13 protein-coding genes and 1 other annotated feature are annotated in these 15,925 nt (G+C 38.2%); of the genes, 3 read left to right on the top strand and 10 right to left on the bottom strand.

What is annotated here, in order from left to right:
- Positions 1–263 precede the first annotated feature (263 nt).
- The 3 genes from thrC to thrA are packed head-to-tail and all read right to left on the bottom strand — an operon-like array spanning position 264 to position 4,983.
- The gene (thrC, locus tag ABW51_RS06565) at positions 264–1,538 is read right to left on the bottom strand and encodes a threonine synthase (RefSeq protein ID WP_053466075.1); all 1,275 of its coding nucleotides are present in this window, start codon (positions 1,536–1,538) and stop codon (positions 264–266) included.
- A gap of 43 nt (positions 1,539–1,581) precedes the next feature.
- A complete protein-coding gene (gene thrB, locus ABW51_RS06560; RefSeq protein ID WP_053466074.1) occupies positions 1,582–2,526 on the bottom strand; it encodes a homoserine kinase in 945 nt (314 codons plus the stop codon).
- A gap of 9 nt (positions 2,527–2,535) precedes the next feature.
- On the bottom strand, positions 2,536–4,983 hold the full coding sequence (gene thrA / locus ABW51_RS06555) for a bifunctional aspartate kinase/homoserine dehydrogenase I (protein ID WP_053466073.1): 2,448 nt from the start codon (positions 4,981–4,983) through the stop codon (positions 2,536–2,538).
- A gap of 35 nt (positions 4,984–5,018) precedes the next feature.
- Positions 5,019–5,137, bottom strand: a sequence feature (Thr leader region).
- Between the two features lie 170 nt (positions 5,138–5,307).
- Between thrA and ABW51_RS06550 the strand changes: the two genes are divergently transcribed.
- Complete coding sequence (locus ABW51_RS06550) at positions 5,308–6,009, top strand: YggS family pyridoxal phosphate-dependent enzyme (RefSeq protein WP_053466072.1); 702 nt, start codon at positions 5,308–5,310, stop codon at positions 6,007–6,009.
- Positions 6,010–6,084: 75 nt separating this feature from the next.
- On the opposite strand, the gene ABW51_RS06545 is transcribed toward ABW51_RS06550, so the two are convergent.
- The 7 genes from ABW51_RS06545 to ABW51_RS06515 form a co-directional block, all read right to left on the bottom strand.
- Entirely contained in the window at positions 6,085–6,840 is a 756-nt protein-coding gene (locus ABW51_RS06545) for a class I SAM-dependent methyltransferase (protein WP_053466071.1), read from the bottom strand.
- Between the two features lie 133 nt (positions 6,841–6,973).
- Positions 6,974–8,119: an N-acetylglucosamine-6-phosphate deacetylase gene (gene nagA, locus ABW51_RS06540; RefSeq protein ID WP_053466070.1), complete on the bottom strand. Its 1,146-nt coding sequence runs from the start codon at positions 8,117–8,119 to the stop codon at positions 6,974–6,976.
- A gap of 57 nt (positions 8,120–8,176) precedes the next feature.
- Positions 8,177–8,980, bottom strand: a complete 804-nt coding sequence (gene nagB, locus ABW51_RS06535) for a glucosamine-6-phosphate deaminase (RefSeq protein WP_009500377.1) — start codon at positions 8,978–8,980, stop codon at positions 8,177–8,179.
- A 178-nt stretch (positions 8,981–9,158) separates the two neighbouring features.
- A complete protein-coding gene (gene nanA / locus ABW51_RS06530) occupies positions 9,159–10,037 on the bottom strand; it encodes an N-acetylneuraminate lyase (RefSeq protein WP_053466069.1) in 879 nt (292 codons plus the stop codon).
- 10 nt (positions 10,038–10,047) lie between these two features.
- On the bottom strand, positions 10,048–10,914 hold the full coding sequence (locus ABW51_RS06525) for a MurR/RpiR family transcriptional regulator (protein ID WP_053466068.1): 867 nt from the start codon (positions 10,912–10,914) through the stop codon (positions 10,048–10,050).
- The gene (locus tag ABW51_RS06520) at positions 10,907–11,809 is read right to left on the bottom strand and encodes an N-acetylmannosamine kinase (RefSeq protein ID WP_053466067.1); all 903 of its coding nucleotides are present in this window, start codon (positions 11,807–11,809) and stop codon (positions 10,907–10,909) included. Before ABW51_RS06520 ends, ABW51_RS06525 begins: the two co-directional genes overlap by 8 nt.
- A 44-nt stretch (positions 11,810–11,853) precedes the next feature.
- Positions 11,854–12,540, bottom strand: a complete 687-nt coding sequence (locus ABW51_RS06515) for a putative N-acetylmannosamine-6-phosphate 2-epimerase (protein WP_053466066.1) — start codon at positions 12,538–12,540, stop codon at positions 11,854–11,856.
- 358 nt (positions 12,541–12,898) lie between these two features.
- On the opposite strand from ABW51_RS06515, the gene ABW51_RS06510 reads away from it, so the two are divergent.
- On the top strand, positions 12,899–13,885 hold the full coding sequence (locus tag ABW51_RS06510) for a sialic acid TRAP transporter substrate-binding protein SiaP (RefSeq protein WP_082318407.1): 987 nt from the start codon (positions 12,899–12,901) through the stop codon (positions 13,883–13,885).
- A 71-nt stretch (positions 13,886–13,956) separates the two neighbouring features.
- Positions 13,957–15,807 carry a TRAP transporter large permease subunit gene (locus ABW51_RS06505; protein WP_053466064.1) on the top strand — a complete coding sequence of 617 codons (1,851 nt, stop codon included), beginning with the start codon at positions 13,957–13,959 and terminating at the stop codon, positions 15,805–15,807.
- Positions 15,808–15,925: the final 118 nt, after the last annotated feature.

Raw genomic sequence — 15,925 nt, 5'->3', positions numbered from 1 at the left:
TAGAGCAGCGGACTTTTAATCCGTTGGTCGAAGGTTCGAATCCTTCACGACCCACCACTCAAAAATAAAGTAAGTGCTGAAAGGTATTTTTTATTGCCTAAACTTGGTACTACTTTTCAAATTACTGACTTATTGAAAAATAGCTATTCTCTCTATCCAATCTAAGATAATTAATATATTATCGCTACGTTATATTTTCTAAAATAAAATAGCGCCTGAAAATCAAGCGCTATCAAAATACAATAAAAATTTACCGCACTTTATTACTTCAATAAGTAAGCCCGTAGCTGTGCAAAATCATTATCCATTTCATCAGAAAGCAATGGCAGCTGATTATGTTTATCCAGTGCTTCAGGTAATGGAAGCTGAATACCAAGAATACGTTCTACGGATTCTTTAAATTTCGCAGGATGTGCAGTACACAGGAAAATTCCTGTTTCACCCGCTTTAAGTTGATCTTTCAACACATGATAAGCAATCGCACCGTGAGGTTCACATAAATAACCTTTTGCCTGCATCGCTTTTAAAGTATCTTCTGTTTCGCTATCACTTAGCATTCCCGAGCCTAAATCAGTTAAATTCCAACCATTTCGTTTAAACAATTCCTCCACTCTCGGCCAATTATTTGGGCGACTTACATCCATTGCGTTAGAAAGGGTTGCAACTGTCGTTTTAGGATCCCAATTACCCGATTTCAAATAACGTGGAACTGTATCATTTGCATTTGTTGAGGCAACAAAGCGTTTTATCGGCAAGCCTAATGTTTTTGCAATTAATCCCGCCGTTAAGTTACCAAAATTACCGCTTGGTACAGAAACCACGACATTATCACGTTTTTCTTTTGGTAATTGTGCGACAGCCTCAAAATAATAACAAACTTGAGCTAATAAACGGCTGATATTAATAGAATTTGCGGAGTTAAGTCCGATAGCTTGGCGCAATTCAGCGTCATCAAAGGCTTGCTTAACCAAAGCTTGACACGCATCGAAATCAGCGTTAATCGCAACAGTACGAATATTCCCACCTAAAGTACAGAATAGCTTTTCTTGTAATGGACTGATTTTACCTTTTGGATAAAGGATAACTACATTAATATTTTCTAATCCATAAAACGCATGTGCTACAGCAGCTCCAGTATCGCCAGACGTTGCCGTTAAAATGGTGATTTTTCCATTACCACGTACCGCCGCAAGTGCCTGTGCCATAAAACGCCCACCAAAGTCTTTAAATGCCAATGTGGGACCATGAAATAATTCAAGCGCATAAATATTATCTTCAACTTTTTCTAACGGTGCAGTGAAAGTGAATGCATTTTTCACCATCTCATCTAACGTTGCTTTCGGTAATTCTTCACCAATTAATGCACCTAGAATTTTTTGGCTACGCTCAACAAGGGGTAATTCAAGTAATTCATCAATGTTATTAAGTTGAGGAATAACTTCAGGAAAGAATAAACCTTGATCCCGACCAAGTCCTTGACGCACAGCCTGAGAAAAAGTGACTTGTTCTTCGGGGTGTTTGATATTGTATAAATTCATATTTAATCCGTTTTTAATTTAATTTTATCTATTTAAATTATGGTTATTTAATTTCTCTTGCGCCTTCGTTATCGACCTTACATACATGCACAAAACCTTCATTATTTTGTAAATAATGATTCTCTAAATAAGTTGAAAGTTTAATTGCGGTTTGTAAGTCTGGAGCAATAGAGAAAATAGTTGGCCCAGAGCCTGAAATACCTGTGGCAAGTGCGCCTAAGTCTCGCGTAGCTTGTTTTACTTCAGCAAAATTAGGTAACAGAGATTCACGATAAGGCTCGGCAATGACATCTTTCATCATAATCGCCGCAAGGTTTTCCTGATGGGTATGGCAAGCATGCACAAAACCACCTAAATGACGACCATGGGCAATCACGTCTTGTCGAGTATAGCTTTTCGGTAAAATTGCACGAGCTTCAGCAGTAGAAACTTCAATTCCTGGATACGCCAACACCCAATACCAATTATCAAAAAATGGCAGTTTTTGACAAATATTGCCGAGCGATTGAACCATAAATTGCACACCGCCAAGATAGCAAGGTGCAACATTATCATAATGGATTGAACCAGAAATACGACCTTCCAATTCGCCCATCATTTCAAGCAACTCCATTTTCGAAAAAGGTTCATCATGAAACTGATTTAATGCCACTAATGCAGCAACAATAGAACAAGCACTAGAGCCTAAACCAGAGCCAATAGGCATATTTTTTTCGAGCGTTAAACGCAAAGACTTCAGATTTCCTCCGCGTAATTTTAATTGCTCACGAAATAGCACATAAGCTTGGTAAACAATATTTTTTTGCGGTTCTTTCGGTAATTTACGAACAAAATAGCCCGCACTTTCTAACTCAAAACCAGTTGAAATAGATTCTATTTGAACCACATCGCCTAACAAAGAACCATCAATTGGAGAGATCGCAGCACCTAAAGTATCGAATCCTACACTAATATTTGCGCTAGATGCTGGAGCATAAATTCTTAACATCTGAAATCCTTAATGTTGTAATGTTCTTAAAATATCTGCAAAGATACCTGCCGCAGTAACTGCATTGCCTGCACCATAACCACGTAATAAAAGTGGGATAGGTTGGTAATAACGAGTGTAAAATGCTAAGGCATTTTCGCCATCTTTTACTTTATAAAGTGGGTTATTCTGATCGACAGCTACAATGGATACTTTGCATTTTCCTTCACAAATTTTCCCAACATAGCGCAATACTTTACCTTCAGCTTTAGCGGTGGAAACACGAGTTTTAAACTCTTCATCAAGCTGTGGCAACATTGCCATAAATTCATCTGCAGATTTTCCTTCAGAGAAGCCTTTCGGCAATACACCTTCAACTTCAACATCTGAAAGTTCAAGCTCAATTCCTGCTTCACGAGCAAGAATTAATAATTTGCGCGCTACATCTTGTCCAGAAAGGTCATCTCGAGGATCAGGCTCAGTAAAGCCTTTTTCACGCGCAAGTGCGGTGACTTCTGAAAGAGAAAGTCCTTCTTCTAATTTACCAAAAATAAAGGAAAGCGAGCCAGATAAAATACCTTCAAAATATTCAAGTTCATCGCCTGCGGCAAGTAAGTTTTGAAGATTTTCAATAACTGGTAAACCTGCGCCCACATTGGTTTCATATAAGAATTTATGTTGGCTTGCTTGAGCGTTTTGGCGTAACTCATTGTAATAAGCTAATTCTCGTGTATTCGCTTTTTTATTTGGCGTAACCACATGGAAACCTTCTTTTAACGCACGAGCATAAAGCCCTGCTACAGATTCGGCTGAGGTACAATCTACAAATACTGGATTCACCACATGATGTAATTTAATGAAAGAAAGCAATACATCAAAATCTGATGGCTGAGTCGCATTTTCTAAATCGGTTTTCCAATCGTCTAAACATAATCCATTTTCATCGAGCAACATTCGGTTAGAATTCGCAATAGCACAAACTCGGATTTCAACATTCTTCTTTGCTAGATACTCCTTTTGGCGCTTTACCTGCTCAATTAATTCTCCGCCTACTCCACCAACGCCCACTAAAAACATATCCACGACTTTTTTATTATTGAAAAGCGCTTGATGGGTAGCTTTCACGGCTTCAATAGCTTTATTTTGCGGCACAACCGCAGAAATTGAACGTTCGCTAGATCCTTGTGCAATCGCTACAATGCTAATATTTGCCTGTGCTAACGCAGAAAAGAAACGAGCAGCAATGCCTTTCGCTTGCTTCATTCCATCGCCCACCACAGAAATAATGGATAAATCTTTAATCACTTCAATTGGTTCTAATTGATGTTCATTTAATTCGTTCGCAAACTCAGTTTCTAGTACGGTTTTCGCTACTTCTGCAGATTTCACAGGCACACAGAAACTAATACTATATTCAGACGAAGACTGAGTAATTAAAATGACTGAAATACCTGCACCTGACATGGCTGAAAATACACGAGATGCCATGCCTACCATGCCTTGCATACCAGGGCCTGACACATTAAACATCGCCAAGTTATCTAAATTAGTTATACCTTTGACTTGTAAACCTTCTGATTTCACATTGCCATCAATAATCGAACCCGGCGCAGAAGGATTTCCTGTATTTTTAATGACACAAGGAATATTTTGTGGCAACAATGGGCCAATCGTACGAGGATGAATCACTTTTGCACCGAAATAAGAAAGTTCCATCGCTTCACGATAAGAAAGAGTTGGTAATAAACGTGCATCAGGCACTAAACGCGGATCACAAGTATAAACGCCATCCACATCGGTCCAAATTTCGCATACGCTTGCGCCTAAACAAGCGGCTAAACAGGCTGCAGAATAGTCTGAACCATTACGACCGAGCAAAACCAACTCACCTTTTTCATTACCCGCAGTAAAGCCTGCCATCAGTACCACTTTATCTTTTGCAATACTTCCCGCATCAACACGTTTTGTTGATTCTTCAATTTCAACAGAAGACTCAAGATAACCGCCTTTTGCTAATAATTGCTTGACCGGATCCACAATATGTACGCTATAGCCACGCGCTTCAAACCAAGCTTTCATCATTGCGATAGAAAGTTTTTCACCACGGCAATCAATCGTCGCTTTAACTGCATCTTCTACTTTTCCTGCTTGACGAATTTCTTCTAATAATCCTTTAATTTGAGCAAATTCAGCATCAATAAGCGCTTTGGTGCCATTTAAGTCGAATTGATTATTTTCGGCATGTAATCCATTGATGATGTTATAGAAAATTTCGATTGCTTCGTTGAAATGCGTATCGGTTGGTTGATTTAATGCAGCTTTTTCAGAAAGGGCGACGAGATGATTAGTTATTTTGGCTGGTGCTGATAAAACACCTGCTGCCTGCTCTTCTAAATGAGCTTGCTCGATCAATTTCGCTGCTTGGTAAAAACGTTCCGGATTTGCAAGCGAAGTGCCACCAAATTTAAGTACGCGCATGATTGGTTCTCCTAGAGATATTGTGTTTTTGAATTTATAAAAAAACCCGCTATTCAGTTGAATCGCGGGTTTTCTGTATCCTGTTTTTTGGTGCACTAACCCGCGCCATTAATCATAGTAATGGTCATCATAATAGTGGTAATCGTGCTAATGATTACGGATAAAGTGCGATTATTTTTCATTGTGTTTTATCTTGAAAAACGAATGCGTAAAGAAATACCGAAATTTCCCGAACTTGTCAAACAGAAAGTAACAAATTTTTCAGAAATTTTCTCAGTAAATAAATTTCGTGTAAACTAACCGCACTTTTATAAAGGAGAACCTATGGATATCCAGCATAATCTCAACCTAATTCATCAAAAAATTGAAACGGCTTGCGAAGAATCTAAACGCAATCAAAATACAGTAAAATTACTTGCCGTATCTAAGACCAAACCTATCTCCGCTATTCTTTCGGCTTATCAAGCGGGACAAATAGCCTTTGGGGAAAATTATGTGCAAGAAGGTGTAGAAAAGATCCAATATTTTGAATCGCAAGGTATTAACCTTGAATGGCATTTTATCGGTCCATTACAATCGAATAAAACTCGTCTCGTTGCAGAACATTTTGATTGGATGCAAACGCTTGATCGAGCAAAAATTGCAGATCGTTTAAATGAACAACGACCGACTAACAAAGCACCATTAAATGTCTTGATTCAGATTAATATCAGCGATGAAGAAAGTAAATCTGGTATTCAACCTGAGGAAATGTTAACACTGGCAAAACACATCGAAAATTTACCGCACTTATGCCTACGCGGCTTAATGGCAATACCCGCGCCGACCGATAACATCGCGGAACAAGAAAATGCATTTAGAAAGATGTTGTCTCTATTTGAACAACTTAAACAAGCCTTACCCAATCAACAAATTGATACACTTTCTATGGGAATGACGGATGATATGCCGAGCGCAATAAAATGCGGCTCTACTATGGTACGTATTGGTACTGCAATTTTCGGTGCAAGAGATTATTCAAAATAAATCTAAACAACCCTAGTGAAAAAATTATCGTAAGAAAAAGCGAACCGCACATAAAAGAGCGGTTCGTTTTTTATATTATTTTTGGCTACATACAGCAATAAAATGTAATTTATGTTCAGGATCATTAAAGGTTTTAAACATTCTTTTAAATTGCTCACGATTTTCCGCTTTCATAGCATTACGGATGATTTTTAACGTCCCAAGAATGCCCTCATCATAAATCATTCCTTTTGGTGAAAGTAAGGTCATCTCACCAGAAAAAGTATCGACATTTCTAAAGCCACTTTCTTGGAATATTTCTTTCCATCCATCTTTCGTTAATGGCGTTACCGTCACGTTAATCGCTTTGCGCATATTTTCTAGAATAGTTTGATGATCATTCCCCACCAGCATAACATCGTGAGTAAGCAATAAACCATTGGGTTTTAACACTCGAAAATATTCTGCAATGGCTTTTTTCTTAGCTTCCACGGGTAACATTGTGAGCATCGCTTCATTGATGACAATATCAAAACTTTCATCCTCAAAAGGCAACTTCATCGCATTCGCTCGCTGCACATGAATTTTTTCTTGCAAGCCATTTGCTTCGATATTTGCTTGTGCTTTTTCTAACGCATGTTCGTCTAAATCAACACCTTCAATATGGCAACCAAATTGCTTCGCCAATCCAATGGCTGTCGTTCCCATATTACAGGCAACCTCTAACACTTTTTTATCTTGGCTAAAATCACCATTGGCAATTAACCAATCTGTTGCTTTTTTACCGCCTGGACGCAAACGAGTTTTACCTAAACGTGCAAGAAAATTATGCCCTACTTCATCTTTTGCCATACCTATCTCCTAGTAATTAACTTGGTTTTTATATTATAGATGAAAATTATTCTTATTAAAGTAGTTAAAGAAAAAAATAACCCAACCGATTGGTTGGGCTATAAAAGATCAGGAAAATTTACCGCACTTTAAATCAATTAGGTTTCCATTCACCATTGAGCACGGTTGCTGTCACTTTATAATCTGACGTAAACACGGCTAAATTTGCGATTTTTCCTTTTTCTACCGAACCTAAACGATCATCCACACCAATTGCTCGTGCAGGATAAAGGTTACTCATTCGAATTGCTTCAGCAAGCGGAATTTCTACAAACTCCACTGCATTTTTAATAGATTCTATCATGGTAATTGATGCACCAGCGATCGTACCGTTCGCATCAAAACAGCGGCCATCTCGGATATAAATAGTTTTTCCTACGAAGGTGAAGGTTTCCAATTCAGGTGGGGCACCTGCTGCAGCGAGAGAGTCAGTCACAATACAAAGTTTGTCACCTTTGATTTTTTTATCAATGCGAACATTGCCGTAATTGATATGCACACCATCCACGATAATCCCCGTATAAACATCTGAATCGAGTACCGCACCCACTACGCCCATTGCACGTCCAGAACTAATTGGTGACATTGCATTATGCAAGTGAGTCGCAAAAGTTGCGCCTTTGTGGAATGCGGCTTTAGCGACTTCATAAGTCGCATTAGAATGGCCTACAGAGACAATAATGCCCGCTTTCACAAAATCAGGAGTATAGTTAATGGTTGGGTTTTCTGCGGCAATGGTAATTTTTGTAATGACATCACCATTTTCACAGAGGAAATCCTTCATTTCAGGCGTAATTTCACGAATATATTCGGGACGGTGTACACCTTTTTTCTCAACACTAATAAACGGCCCTTCAATATGTAAACCTAGTGCTTGGTTTTTATGCTTGTTTAAATATTCACGCATAATTTTCACCGCACTTTTTATGTTTTCATCTGGTGCCGTGATAAAAGTTGGAAGGAAACTTGTACAACCTGATTTCAAGTTAGTTTCCTGCATAATTTCCAAGGTTTCAACGCTAGTTTGGTCATTAAACATCACGCCACCACAGCCATTTAATTGCAGATCAATAAAACCAGCGGTTAAATTATTATCTTGTAAATCAATGGTTTTGATACCTGTTTCTAATTCAGCTTGTGGAACTACCGCTTCAATAATTTCACCATTAATAATTACAGCAAAATCACGTAAAACATCATATTTTGTGTAAATCACACAATTCGTTAATGCATATCTCATTTTTTGTCCTTAAATAAAATAATCAGAAAAATTACCGCTCTTTTAAGCGGTATGATCTTATAACACGCTATGAATGGCGCGTTGTTCTAATTCAGTAAAATATTTAACAGTTTTTACTTTCAATTCTTGTTGTGCCGGTTCATCACAAACTAACACAAAATGGCGATGTAGTTGAAGTGCACTCACTGTCCACATATGGTTCACACCACCTTCTACGGCAGCTTGAACTGCAAGCGCCTTATGATGGCCAGTTGCAAGGATCATCACTTCTTCTGCGTCTAATAATGTGCCTACGCCAATAGTCAAAGCATATTTCGGCACTTTATTCACATCATTATCAAAGAAGCGTGAATTTGCGATTAATGTGTCTTGAGTTAAGGTTTTAATACGAGTACGGGAACTTAATGATGAGGCTGGTTCATTAAAGGCAATATGACCATCATTGCCTACTCCGCCCATAAATAAATTAATTTTTCCATAAGATTTAATTTTTTCTTCATAACGGCGACATTCCGCATCATGATCATCCGTGTTGCCATTAAGAATATTGATATTTTCTGGCTGAATATCGATATGATTGAAAAAATTGTTATACATAAAACTATGATAACTTTCAGGATGTTCCTCTGGTAAACCCACATATTCATCCATATTGAATGTTACCACATGCTTAAAGCTCACCTCTCCCGCTTTACAAAGTGCGATTAATTCTTGGTAAGTTTTTAATGGTGTGCCACCAGTTGGTAAACCTAGAACGAATGGACGTTCAGCCGTAGGATTAAAATGATTGATACGATCAACAATATGGCGTGCAGCCCAACGACTCACCTGTTGTTCGTTGTGTAGAGGGATAAGACGCATACTATACTTCCTTTATTTTCAATACCGTGGATAAACAAACCAACGGTTAAACATAATGGTTCCCCACTACGAAATAGAAAAACTGAGAAGCAGGAAACGAGAATTGCTACCCCAAGAGGGATAAATTATGAGTAACCTAGGGAAATCACTCCCCTAGGTTCTCACGATATTCCATTAATTATAAAAATTTCGCTTTCAACTCTTTTGCTTTAGTAAGCTGAGCATCTGTTGCTTTTGCTGTCATTGGCTCACGGCAATAACCCGCATCCACACCTTCTAATTTAAGCAATTCTTTGATGGTTAAATATAAACCGTTCGCTAAAATGCCTTCGATTAAATCGTTGGTTACATGTTGAATTGCTAACGCTTCGGCTAATTTACCCGCTTTAGTTAATTCAAAAATTTGACGAGCACGAACGCCGTTTACGTTGAAAGTTGAACCAATTGCGCCATCCACACCAAGTGCGGCTGCAGGTAACATCATTTCATCGAAACCAGCCCAAATTAAGTGGTTTGGATAAGCTTTTTTCAAACGTTCTAATAAGTAGAAATCACCTGCTGTGAATTTTACCCCTAATACTTTCGGGTTTTTGTAAAGTTCACCAAATTGTTCAATTCCCATATTCACGCCAGTTAAGAACGGGATAGAATACACGATCATATTATTGCCCGTTTCTGCAATAATGGTGTCGTAATAATGTTTGATTTCAGGGAAACTAAATTTGTAGTAGAACGGAGTAACTGCAGATAAGCTATCGTAGCCTAATTCTGTTGCATATTTACCTAATTCAACTGCTTCTTTTAAGTTTACGCTACCCACTTGAGCAATTAGTGCGATTTGATCTTTTGCTTCATCTTTTGCAATACGGAAGATTTCTTTTTTCTCTTCAGTTGAAAGCATAAAGTTTTCGCCTGTTGAACCACCTACATATAAACCATCAACTTTCATCTTGTCGATATTGTGGCGGATAATTTGACGTAAACCTTTTTCATTAATTGTGCCATCTTCATTAAATGACACTAATAATGCACTGAAAATACCTTTTAAATCACGCATAAGTTTTCTCCTATTTTATACGTTGTTCAAGAATCACATTGAGGGTTTTTTGCTTGGTTTGAGCTGCAAGTTCTTCTTCTCCCTGCACTAACAAAGCATAAATTAAATCTAATACAAAAAGCTGTGCAATTTTGGTACCAATGGAGTCACCTTGTAGCTTCCCTTGTTTATTACCATTTACCAAAACATAATCAGCATATTCTGTAACGGGTGAACGCAAACTGTGAGTTAATGCCACTGTCGTTGCGCCATTTTGTTTAGCAATTTTGAGTGTGTGGGCTGTTTCGGCGGAATATCCTGAATGACTTAAACCAATTGCCACATCAGAAGACGTAAGTAATGCCGCCTGCATATACATAAAATGATTATTACCTGTTGCATCCACTTGGAAACCGATACGCATCAACTTATTTTTTGCATCTTCAGCTGTCACGCCAGATGATCCCACACCAAATAAAAAGATACGACGTGCTTTTTTAATGGCTTTAACCACTTGTTCAAGCTGTTTTAAATCTAATAAATTAACCGTTTCTTCCATTACATTAGAAACTGCCGCTTGCAACTTTTGCGCAATCGTTAAAGAATCATCACTCGGCATAATTTCTGTTTCGAGCACAGTTTCATCATTGTTATCCTTCGTGGCAAGCTCAATGGAAAGTTCTAATTTAAAATCGCTGAAACCTTTAAAACCAATGGTTCGACAAAAACGGACGAGCGTAGCTTCTCCAACTTCCAAATGCTTAGCGATTTCTGAAAGGGGGCACTGAGACACCAAATCAGGCGAACGCAAAATCGTATCAGCAATTTTTTTCTCTGACTTAGTTAGACTATGGTAAAGCAAACTAATGGTGTTTAACACATTTCCGGATTTAGCCATAAATTGTTCCTTTTGGTTTATCAAGCAGAACATCTTTCACCCAATAAGCTGCGCCGATTAATCCTGCATCTTGACCAAATTTAGCAGATTCAATGTCACAGCTATATACAGCAGGCATAGCCTGTAAGAAACGTTTGACTAATGGTAAATAACCTTCAGCCAACCCGACACTACCACCTATAACGACTTTTTGCACATCCAATCCAATCACTAAATCCGCCACTAAATTGGCAATGGCTTGGGCTGAACGTTCTATAAGTGCGGTAGCTTTTTCATCATTTTTTCTAAAACGTTCAAAAACTTCTTTTGGTTCACAAGGATCATCCCATTGGGAAGATACCGCTTCAATAGCACGACCAGCAGCAACGGCTTCTACACAACCTCGACGACCACAACCACACATTGGGCCATTTGGATCCGCTAATGTATGCCCGATATGTCCTGCGATTCCCTTTGGGCCAGTTTGTAATTGTTGGTTCAATATGACACCACCACCCACGCCAGTAGAAACTGTAATAAAAACAAAGTTTGATACTTTCTCTGGATCTTGAAGTTGATATTCAGCATAAGTCGCGGCTTGTGCATCATTTAATAAACCAATTGGTTTATCCGTGTGTTTAGCAATACTTTCTTTTAGTGGAAATTGATTCAAACCACCCAAATTTTTAGGATTAAGTGCGGTTAAAATACCGTCATTTATAATGCCTGTTGAAGCCACCGCCACATAATCAAATTGCCCCGCATAATGAGTAAGAAGTTGTTCCAATGCTTGATGCATTCCTTCTACCACATTTTCACGCGGCGTATGAATTTGTTGGCGTTGTTCAACTTCGCCATTTTTTACGATAGCCGCTGCGATTTTTGTACCGCCAATGTCTAGAGCTAAACAACGCATAACTTATCCTTATAGTATGAAGTATTTTCTCACACGTCTTACGACTATCTTGCAGATTTCACAGAATTAGCAAACCAACTCACGATATGCTCAAGGCGAGTTAAGGCTGAACCAACAGTGACGCAATCTGCGCCAATTTCAATGGCTACTTTTGCCAATTCAGGCGTGTTATAGCGACCTTCTGCCATCACAAAACAACCTGCAGCTTTTAAATCTTTCACTAATTGATAATCTGGCTCTTCCGGAACTGGTCCACCTGTATAACCAGACATTGTGCTACCCACAATATCAAAACTGAGTTTTTGACAATACAAGCCTTCTTCTAAATTAGAGCAATCTGCCATAGCCAAGCAGCCCATTTCATGAATTTTTTTCACCGCACTTTCAATATCAACTGGGCGAGGACGGTTAGTGCCATCTACCGCAATAATATCTGCCCCAGCATTGGCAAGATCTTCAATATCTTGCAGAAATGGCGTAATGCGAATCGGACTATCAGGTAAGTCACATTTTACAATACCGATAATTGGAATGTTTACAAAAGGACGTGTCGCTTTAAGGTTATCTACACCTTCAATACGTAAGCCTGATGCGCCACCAGCAACAGAAGCTTGAGCCATAGCAGAAACAATTTCTGGTTTATCCATTGGACCATCATCAACGGGTTGGCAAGAAGCAATGAGACCATATTGAATTTGAGAAAGCACATCTTGATGAGATAATTTCGACATAATATCACTCCTAATATATTGAGGCCGATAATGCTTAAATGCTTTATTACAAGCCATCTAGGCGTTAGCATTATTTAGGCTCAATCATCCTCAAAAATATAACTGAGCCCGCATTTTCGTCAGTGCTTGGCATTATATAAAAACATAACTCCATTTTAAAAGTTTTTTTTGAAGTATTTTTTTGCAAATGTGATCTACCTCTCAATTTTGAAATAAAACTTCAAAGATCAGTTCAAAAAGTATTTTTTTACTTTAGAATAACGTCCGAGTCGTTTTTTGATGTCATAAACATCAAGTATTCACTTTTAAGCTGAGCCAATAATGGCTTATATCAACATAGGTTCACACAGGAGCGAACATTATGAAATTTACTAAACTTTTCCTTGCAACTGCTATCACATTAGGCGTTTCTTCAGCCGTTTTTGCCGCAGATTATGACTTAAAATTTGGTATGAATGCGGGTACTTCATCTAATGAGTACAAAGCAGCAGAAATGTTTGCAAAAGAAGTAAAAGAAAAATCACATGGTAAAATTGAAGTTTCACTTTATCCAAGTTCACAACTTGGTGATGACCGTGCAATGTTAAAACAATTAAAAGATGGTTCTCTTGACTTCACTTTTGCTGAATCAGCTCGTTTTCAATTATTCTATCCTGAAGCCGCAGTATTCGCTTTACCATATGTCATCACCGACTACAACGTTGCGCAAAAAGCCTTATTTGACACCGCATTTGGTAAAGATTTAATTAAGAAAATGGATAAAGATCTTGGTGTTACTCTACTTTCTCAAGCCTATAATGGTACTCGCCAAACAACTTCAAATAGAGCAATCAACAGCATTGCAGATATGAAAGGTTTAAAACTTCGTGTACCAAATGCGGCAACTAACTTAGCGTACGCAAAATATGTAGGCGCATCTCCAACACCTATGGCATTCTCTGAAGTATATCTTGCACTTCAAACTAACTCTGTAGATGGTCAAGAAAACCCATTAGCAACAGTACAAGCACAAAAATTCTATGAAGTGCAAAAATTCTTAGCGATGACTAACCACATTTTGAATGACCAACTTTATTTAGTGAGTAACGAAACTTATAAAGAATTACCTGAAGATCTTCAAAAAGTAGTCAAAGACGCCGCTGAAAATGCAGCAAAATACCATACTAAATTATTCGTAGATGGCGAAAAAGATTTAGTGACATTCTTTGAAAAACAAGGGGTGAAAGTAACTCGTCCTGATTTAACGCCATTCAAAGACGCGATGAAACCATTCTATGCTGAGTTTGTAAAACAAACTGGTGAGAAAGGTGAAAAAGCATTAAAAGAAATCCAAGCTATTAAATAATCTCTATCACGTGCGCCAGCAATTTGGTTGGCGCACTCATTTTCGTTCTCCACAATCTCTCGGAGTGAAGTATGAAATTTTTTAACAAACTTGAAGAATGGATTGGTGGCGCACTGTTCCTTGTCATCTTCGGTATTCTTGTAGCCCAAATTCTATTCCGTCAAGCTTTCCACTCGCCGTTAATTTGGAGTGAAGAACTCGCTAAACTATTGTTTGTTTATGTAGGAATGCTCGGTATTAGCGTGGCAATTCGCAAACAAGAACACGTTTACATTGATTTCTTAACCAATTTAATGCCACCTTCAGTTAAAAAAGTCGCAAACTCTTTTGTACAGTTAGTGATTTTCCTTGGTATTATTTTCTTTATTCATTTTGGTATCAAAACTTTTCTAGGTTCTAGTTTTCCGATTGATGCATTAGGTGGAATTTCAGAAAAATGGATTTACGCTTCTTTACCGATCATTTCTATTCTAATGTTAGTGCGCTTCTTCCAAGCACAAGCAGACAATTTTAAAGAAGATAAAAGCTATTTACCTGCAACCTTCTTTATTGTAAGTGCGGTCATTTTATTAGGCATTTTATTTACTTTCCCAGAGTGGTACAAAGTATTACGCATTACAGAATATGTGAAGTTTGGCTCAAACGCAGTATACATTGCCCTAATATTCTGGCTGGTTATTATGTTCCTCGGCGTGCCAGTAGGTTGGTCATTATTTATCACCACATTACTTTATTTCTCAATGACCAGATGGAACGTGGTAAACGCAGCAGCCGAAAAACTGACCATGAGTTTAGACAGTTTCTCACTACTTGCTGTTCCATTCTATATCCTAACGGGTATTTTAATGAATACTGGCGGTATCACAGAACGTATCTTTAATTTTGCGAAAGCCTTACTCGGTCACTACACTGGTGGTATGGGTCATGTAAATATTGGTGCAAGTTTATTGTTCTCAGGTATGTCAGGTTCTGCACTGGCTGATGCAGGTGGCTTAGGTCAATTAGAAATTAAGGCTATGCGCGATGCAGGTTATGATGATGATATTTGTGGTGGTATCACTGCAGCATCTTGTATCATCGGTCCATTAGTTCCACCAAGTATCGCCATGATTATTTACGGTGTAATCGCCAACGAATCCATTGCGAAACTCTTCGTTGCAGGTTTTGTACCTGGCGTACTCGTTACGATTGCCTTGATGATCATGAACTACTACGTATCTAAAAAACGTGGTTATCCAAGAACACCAAAAGCAACTCGCGAAGAACTTTGCACATCATTCAAAAAAGCGTTCTGGGCAATTTTAACCCCATTACTCATCATCGGTGGTATCTTCTCTGGCTTATTTAGCCCAACAGAATCTGCTGTTGTTGCCGCAACTTATTCCGTAATCATCGGTAAATTCGTTTATAAAGAATTAACCATGAAAATGCTCTTTAATAGCTGTGTTGAAGCTATGGCAATTACTGGTGTGGTTGCATTAATGATTATGACTGTAACCTTCTTCGGAGATATGATCGCGCGTGAACAAGTTGCAATGCGTATAGCAGATGTATTCGTTGCCGTAGCTGATTCTCCACTTATGGTATTAGTCATGATCAATGCGCTCTTGCTCTTCTTAGGTATGTTCATTGATGCATTAGCATTGCAATTCTTAGTGTTACCAATGTTAATTCCAATCGCAATGCAATTTAATATCGACTTAGTATTCTTCGGTGTAATGACTACTTTGAATATGATGATCGGTATCTTAACACCGCCAATGGGAATGGCTCTTTTTGTGGTGGCGCGTGTGGGTAATATGTCTGTATCTACTGTGGCTAAAGGTATATTGCCGTTCTTAATCCCAATATTCTTGACATTAGTATTAATTACGATTTTCCCACAAATCATTACTTTTGTGCCAAATCTATTGATGTCTTAACACTAAAGTGCGGTTAAAAAAAGCAAGGCTTTTATAACCGCACTTTTTTTATAAAATAAATCCTATTCAATGCGGTTTTATGAATAGCAATCCATAAACATAACTTAATAAATGAGGT

The organism is Haemophilus sp. C1, assembly GCF_001276515.1.
Taxonomy (GTDB): Bacteria; Pseudomonadota; Gammaproteobacteria; order Enterobacterales; family Pasteurellaceae; genus Haemophilus.
This window is presented reverse-complemented; position numbering and strand designations above follow the sequence as displayed.

Excerpts from the sequence above, each read along its gene's own strand:
- ABW51_RS06520 (WP_053466067.1), bottom strand. The coding sequence starts at position 11,809 with ATGCGTTGTTTAGCTCTAGACATTGGCGGTACAAAAATCGCAGCGGCT.
- ABW51_RS06505 (WP_053466064.1), top strand. The coding sequence starts at position 13,957 with ATGAAATTTTTTAACAAACTTGAAGAATGGATTGGTGGCGCACTGTTC.
- nanA (WP_053466069.1), bottom strand. The coding sequence starts at position 10,037 with ATGCGTGATTTAAAAGGTATTTTCAGTGCATTATTAGTGTCATTTAAT.
- thrA (WP_053466073.1), bottom strand. The coding sequence starts at position 4,983 with ATGCGCGTACTTAAATTTGGTGGCACTTCGCTTGCAAATCCGGAACGT.
- thrB (WP_053466074.1), bottom strand. The coding sequence starts at position 2,526 with ATGTTAAGAATTTATGCTCCAGCATCTAGCGCAAATATTAGTGTAGGA.
- nagA (WP_053466070.1), bottom strand. The coding sequence starts at position 8,119 with ATGAGATATGCATTAACGAATTGTGTGATTTACACAAAATATGATGTT.
- ABW51_RS06545 (WP_053466071.1), bottom strand. The coding sequence starts at position 6,840 with ATGGCAAAAGATGAAGTAGGGCATAATTTTCTTGCACGTTTAGGTAAA.
- ABW51_RS06515 (WP_053466066.1), bottom strand. The coding sequence starts at position 12,540 with ATGTCGAAATTATCTCATCAAGATGTGCTTTCTCAAATTCAATATGGT.
- ABW51_RS06525 (WP_053466068.1), bottom strand. The coding sequence starts at position 10,914 with ATGGCTAAATCCGGAAATGTGTTAAACACCATTAGTTTGCTTTACCAT.
- ABW51_RS06550 (WP_053466072.1), top strand. The coding sequence starts at position 5,308 with ATGGATATCCAGCATAATCTCAACCTAATTCATCAAAAAATTGAAACG.
- thrC (WP_053466075.1), bottom strand. The coding sequence starts at position 1,538 with ATGAATTTATACAATATCAAACACCCCGAAGAACAAGTCACTTTTTCT.
- nagB (WP_009500377.1), bottom strand. The coding sequence starts at position 8,980 with ATGCGTCTTATCCCTCTACACAACGAACAACAGGTGAGTCGTTGGGCT.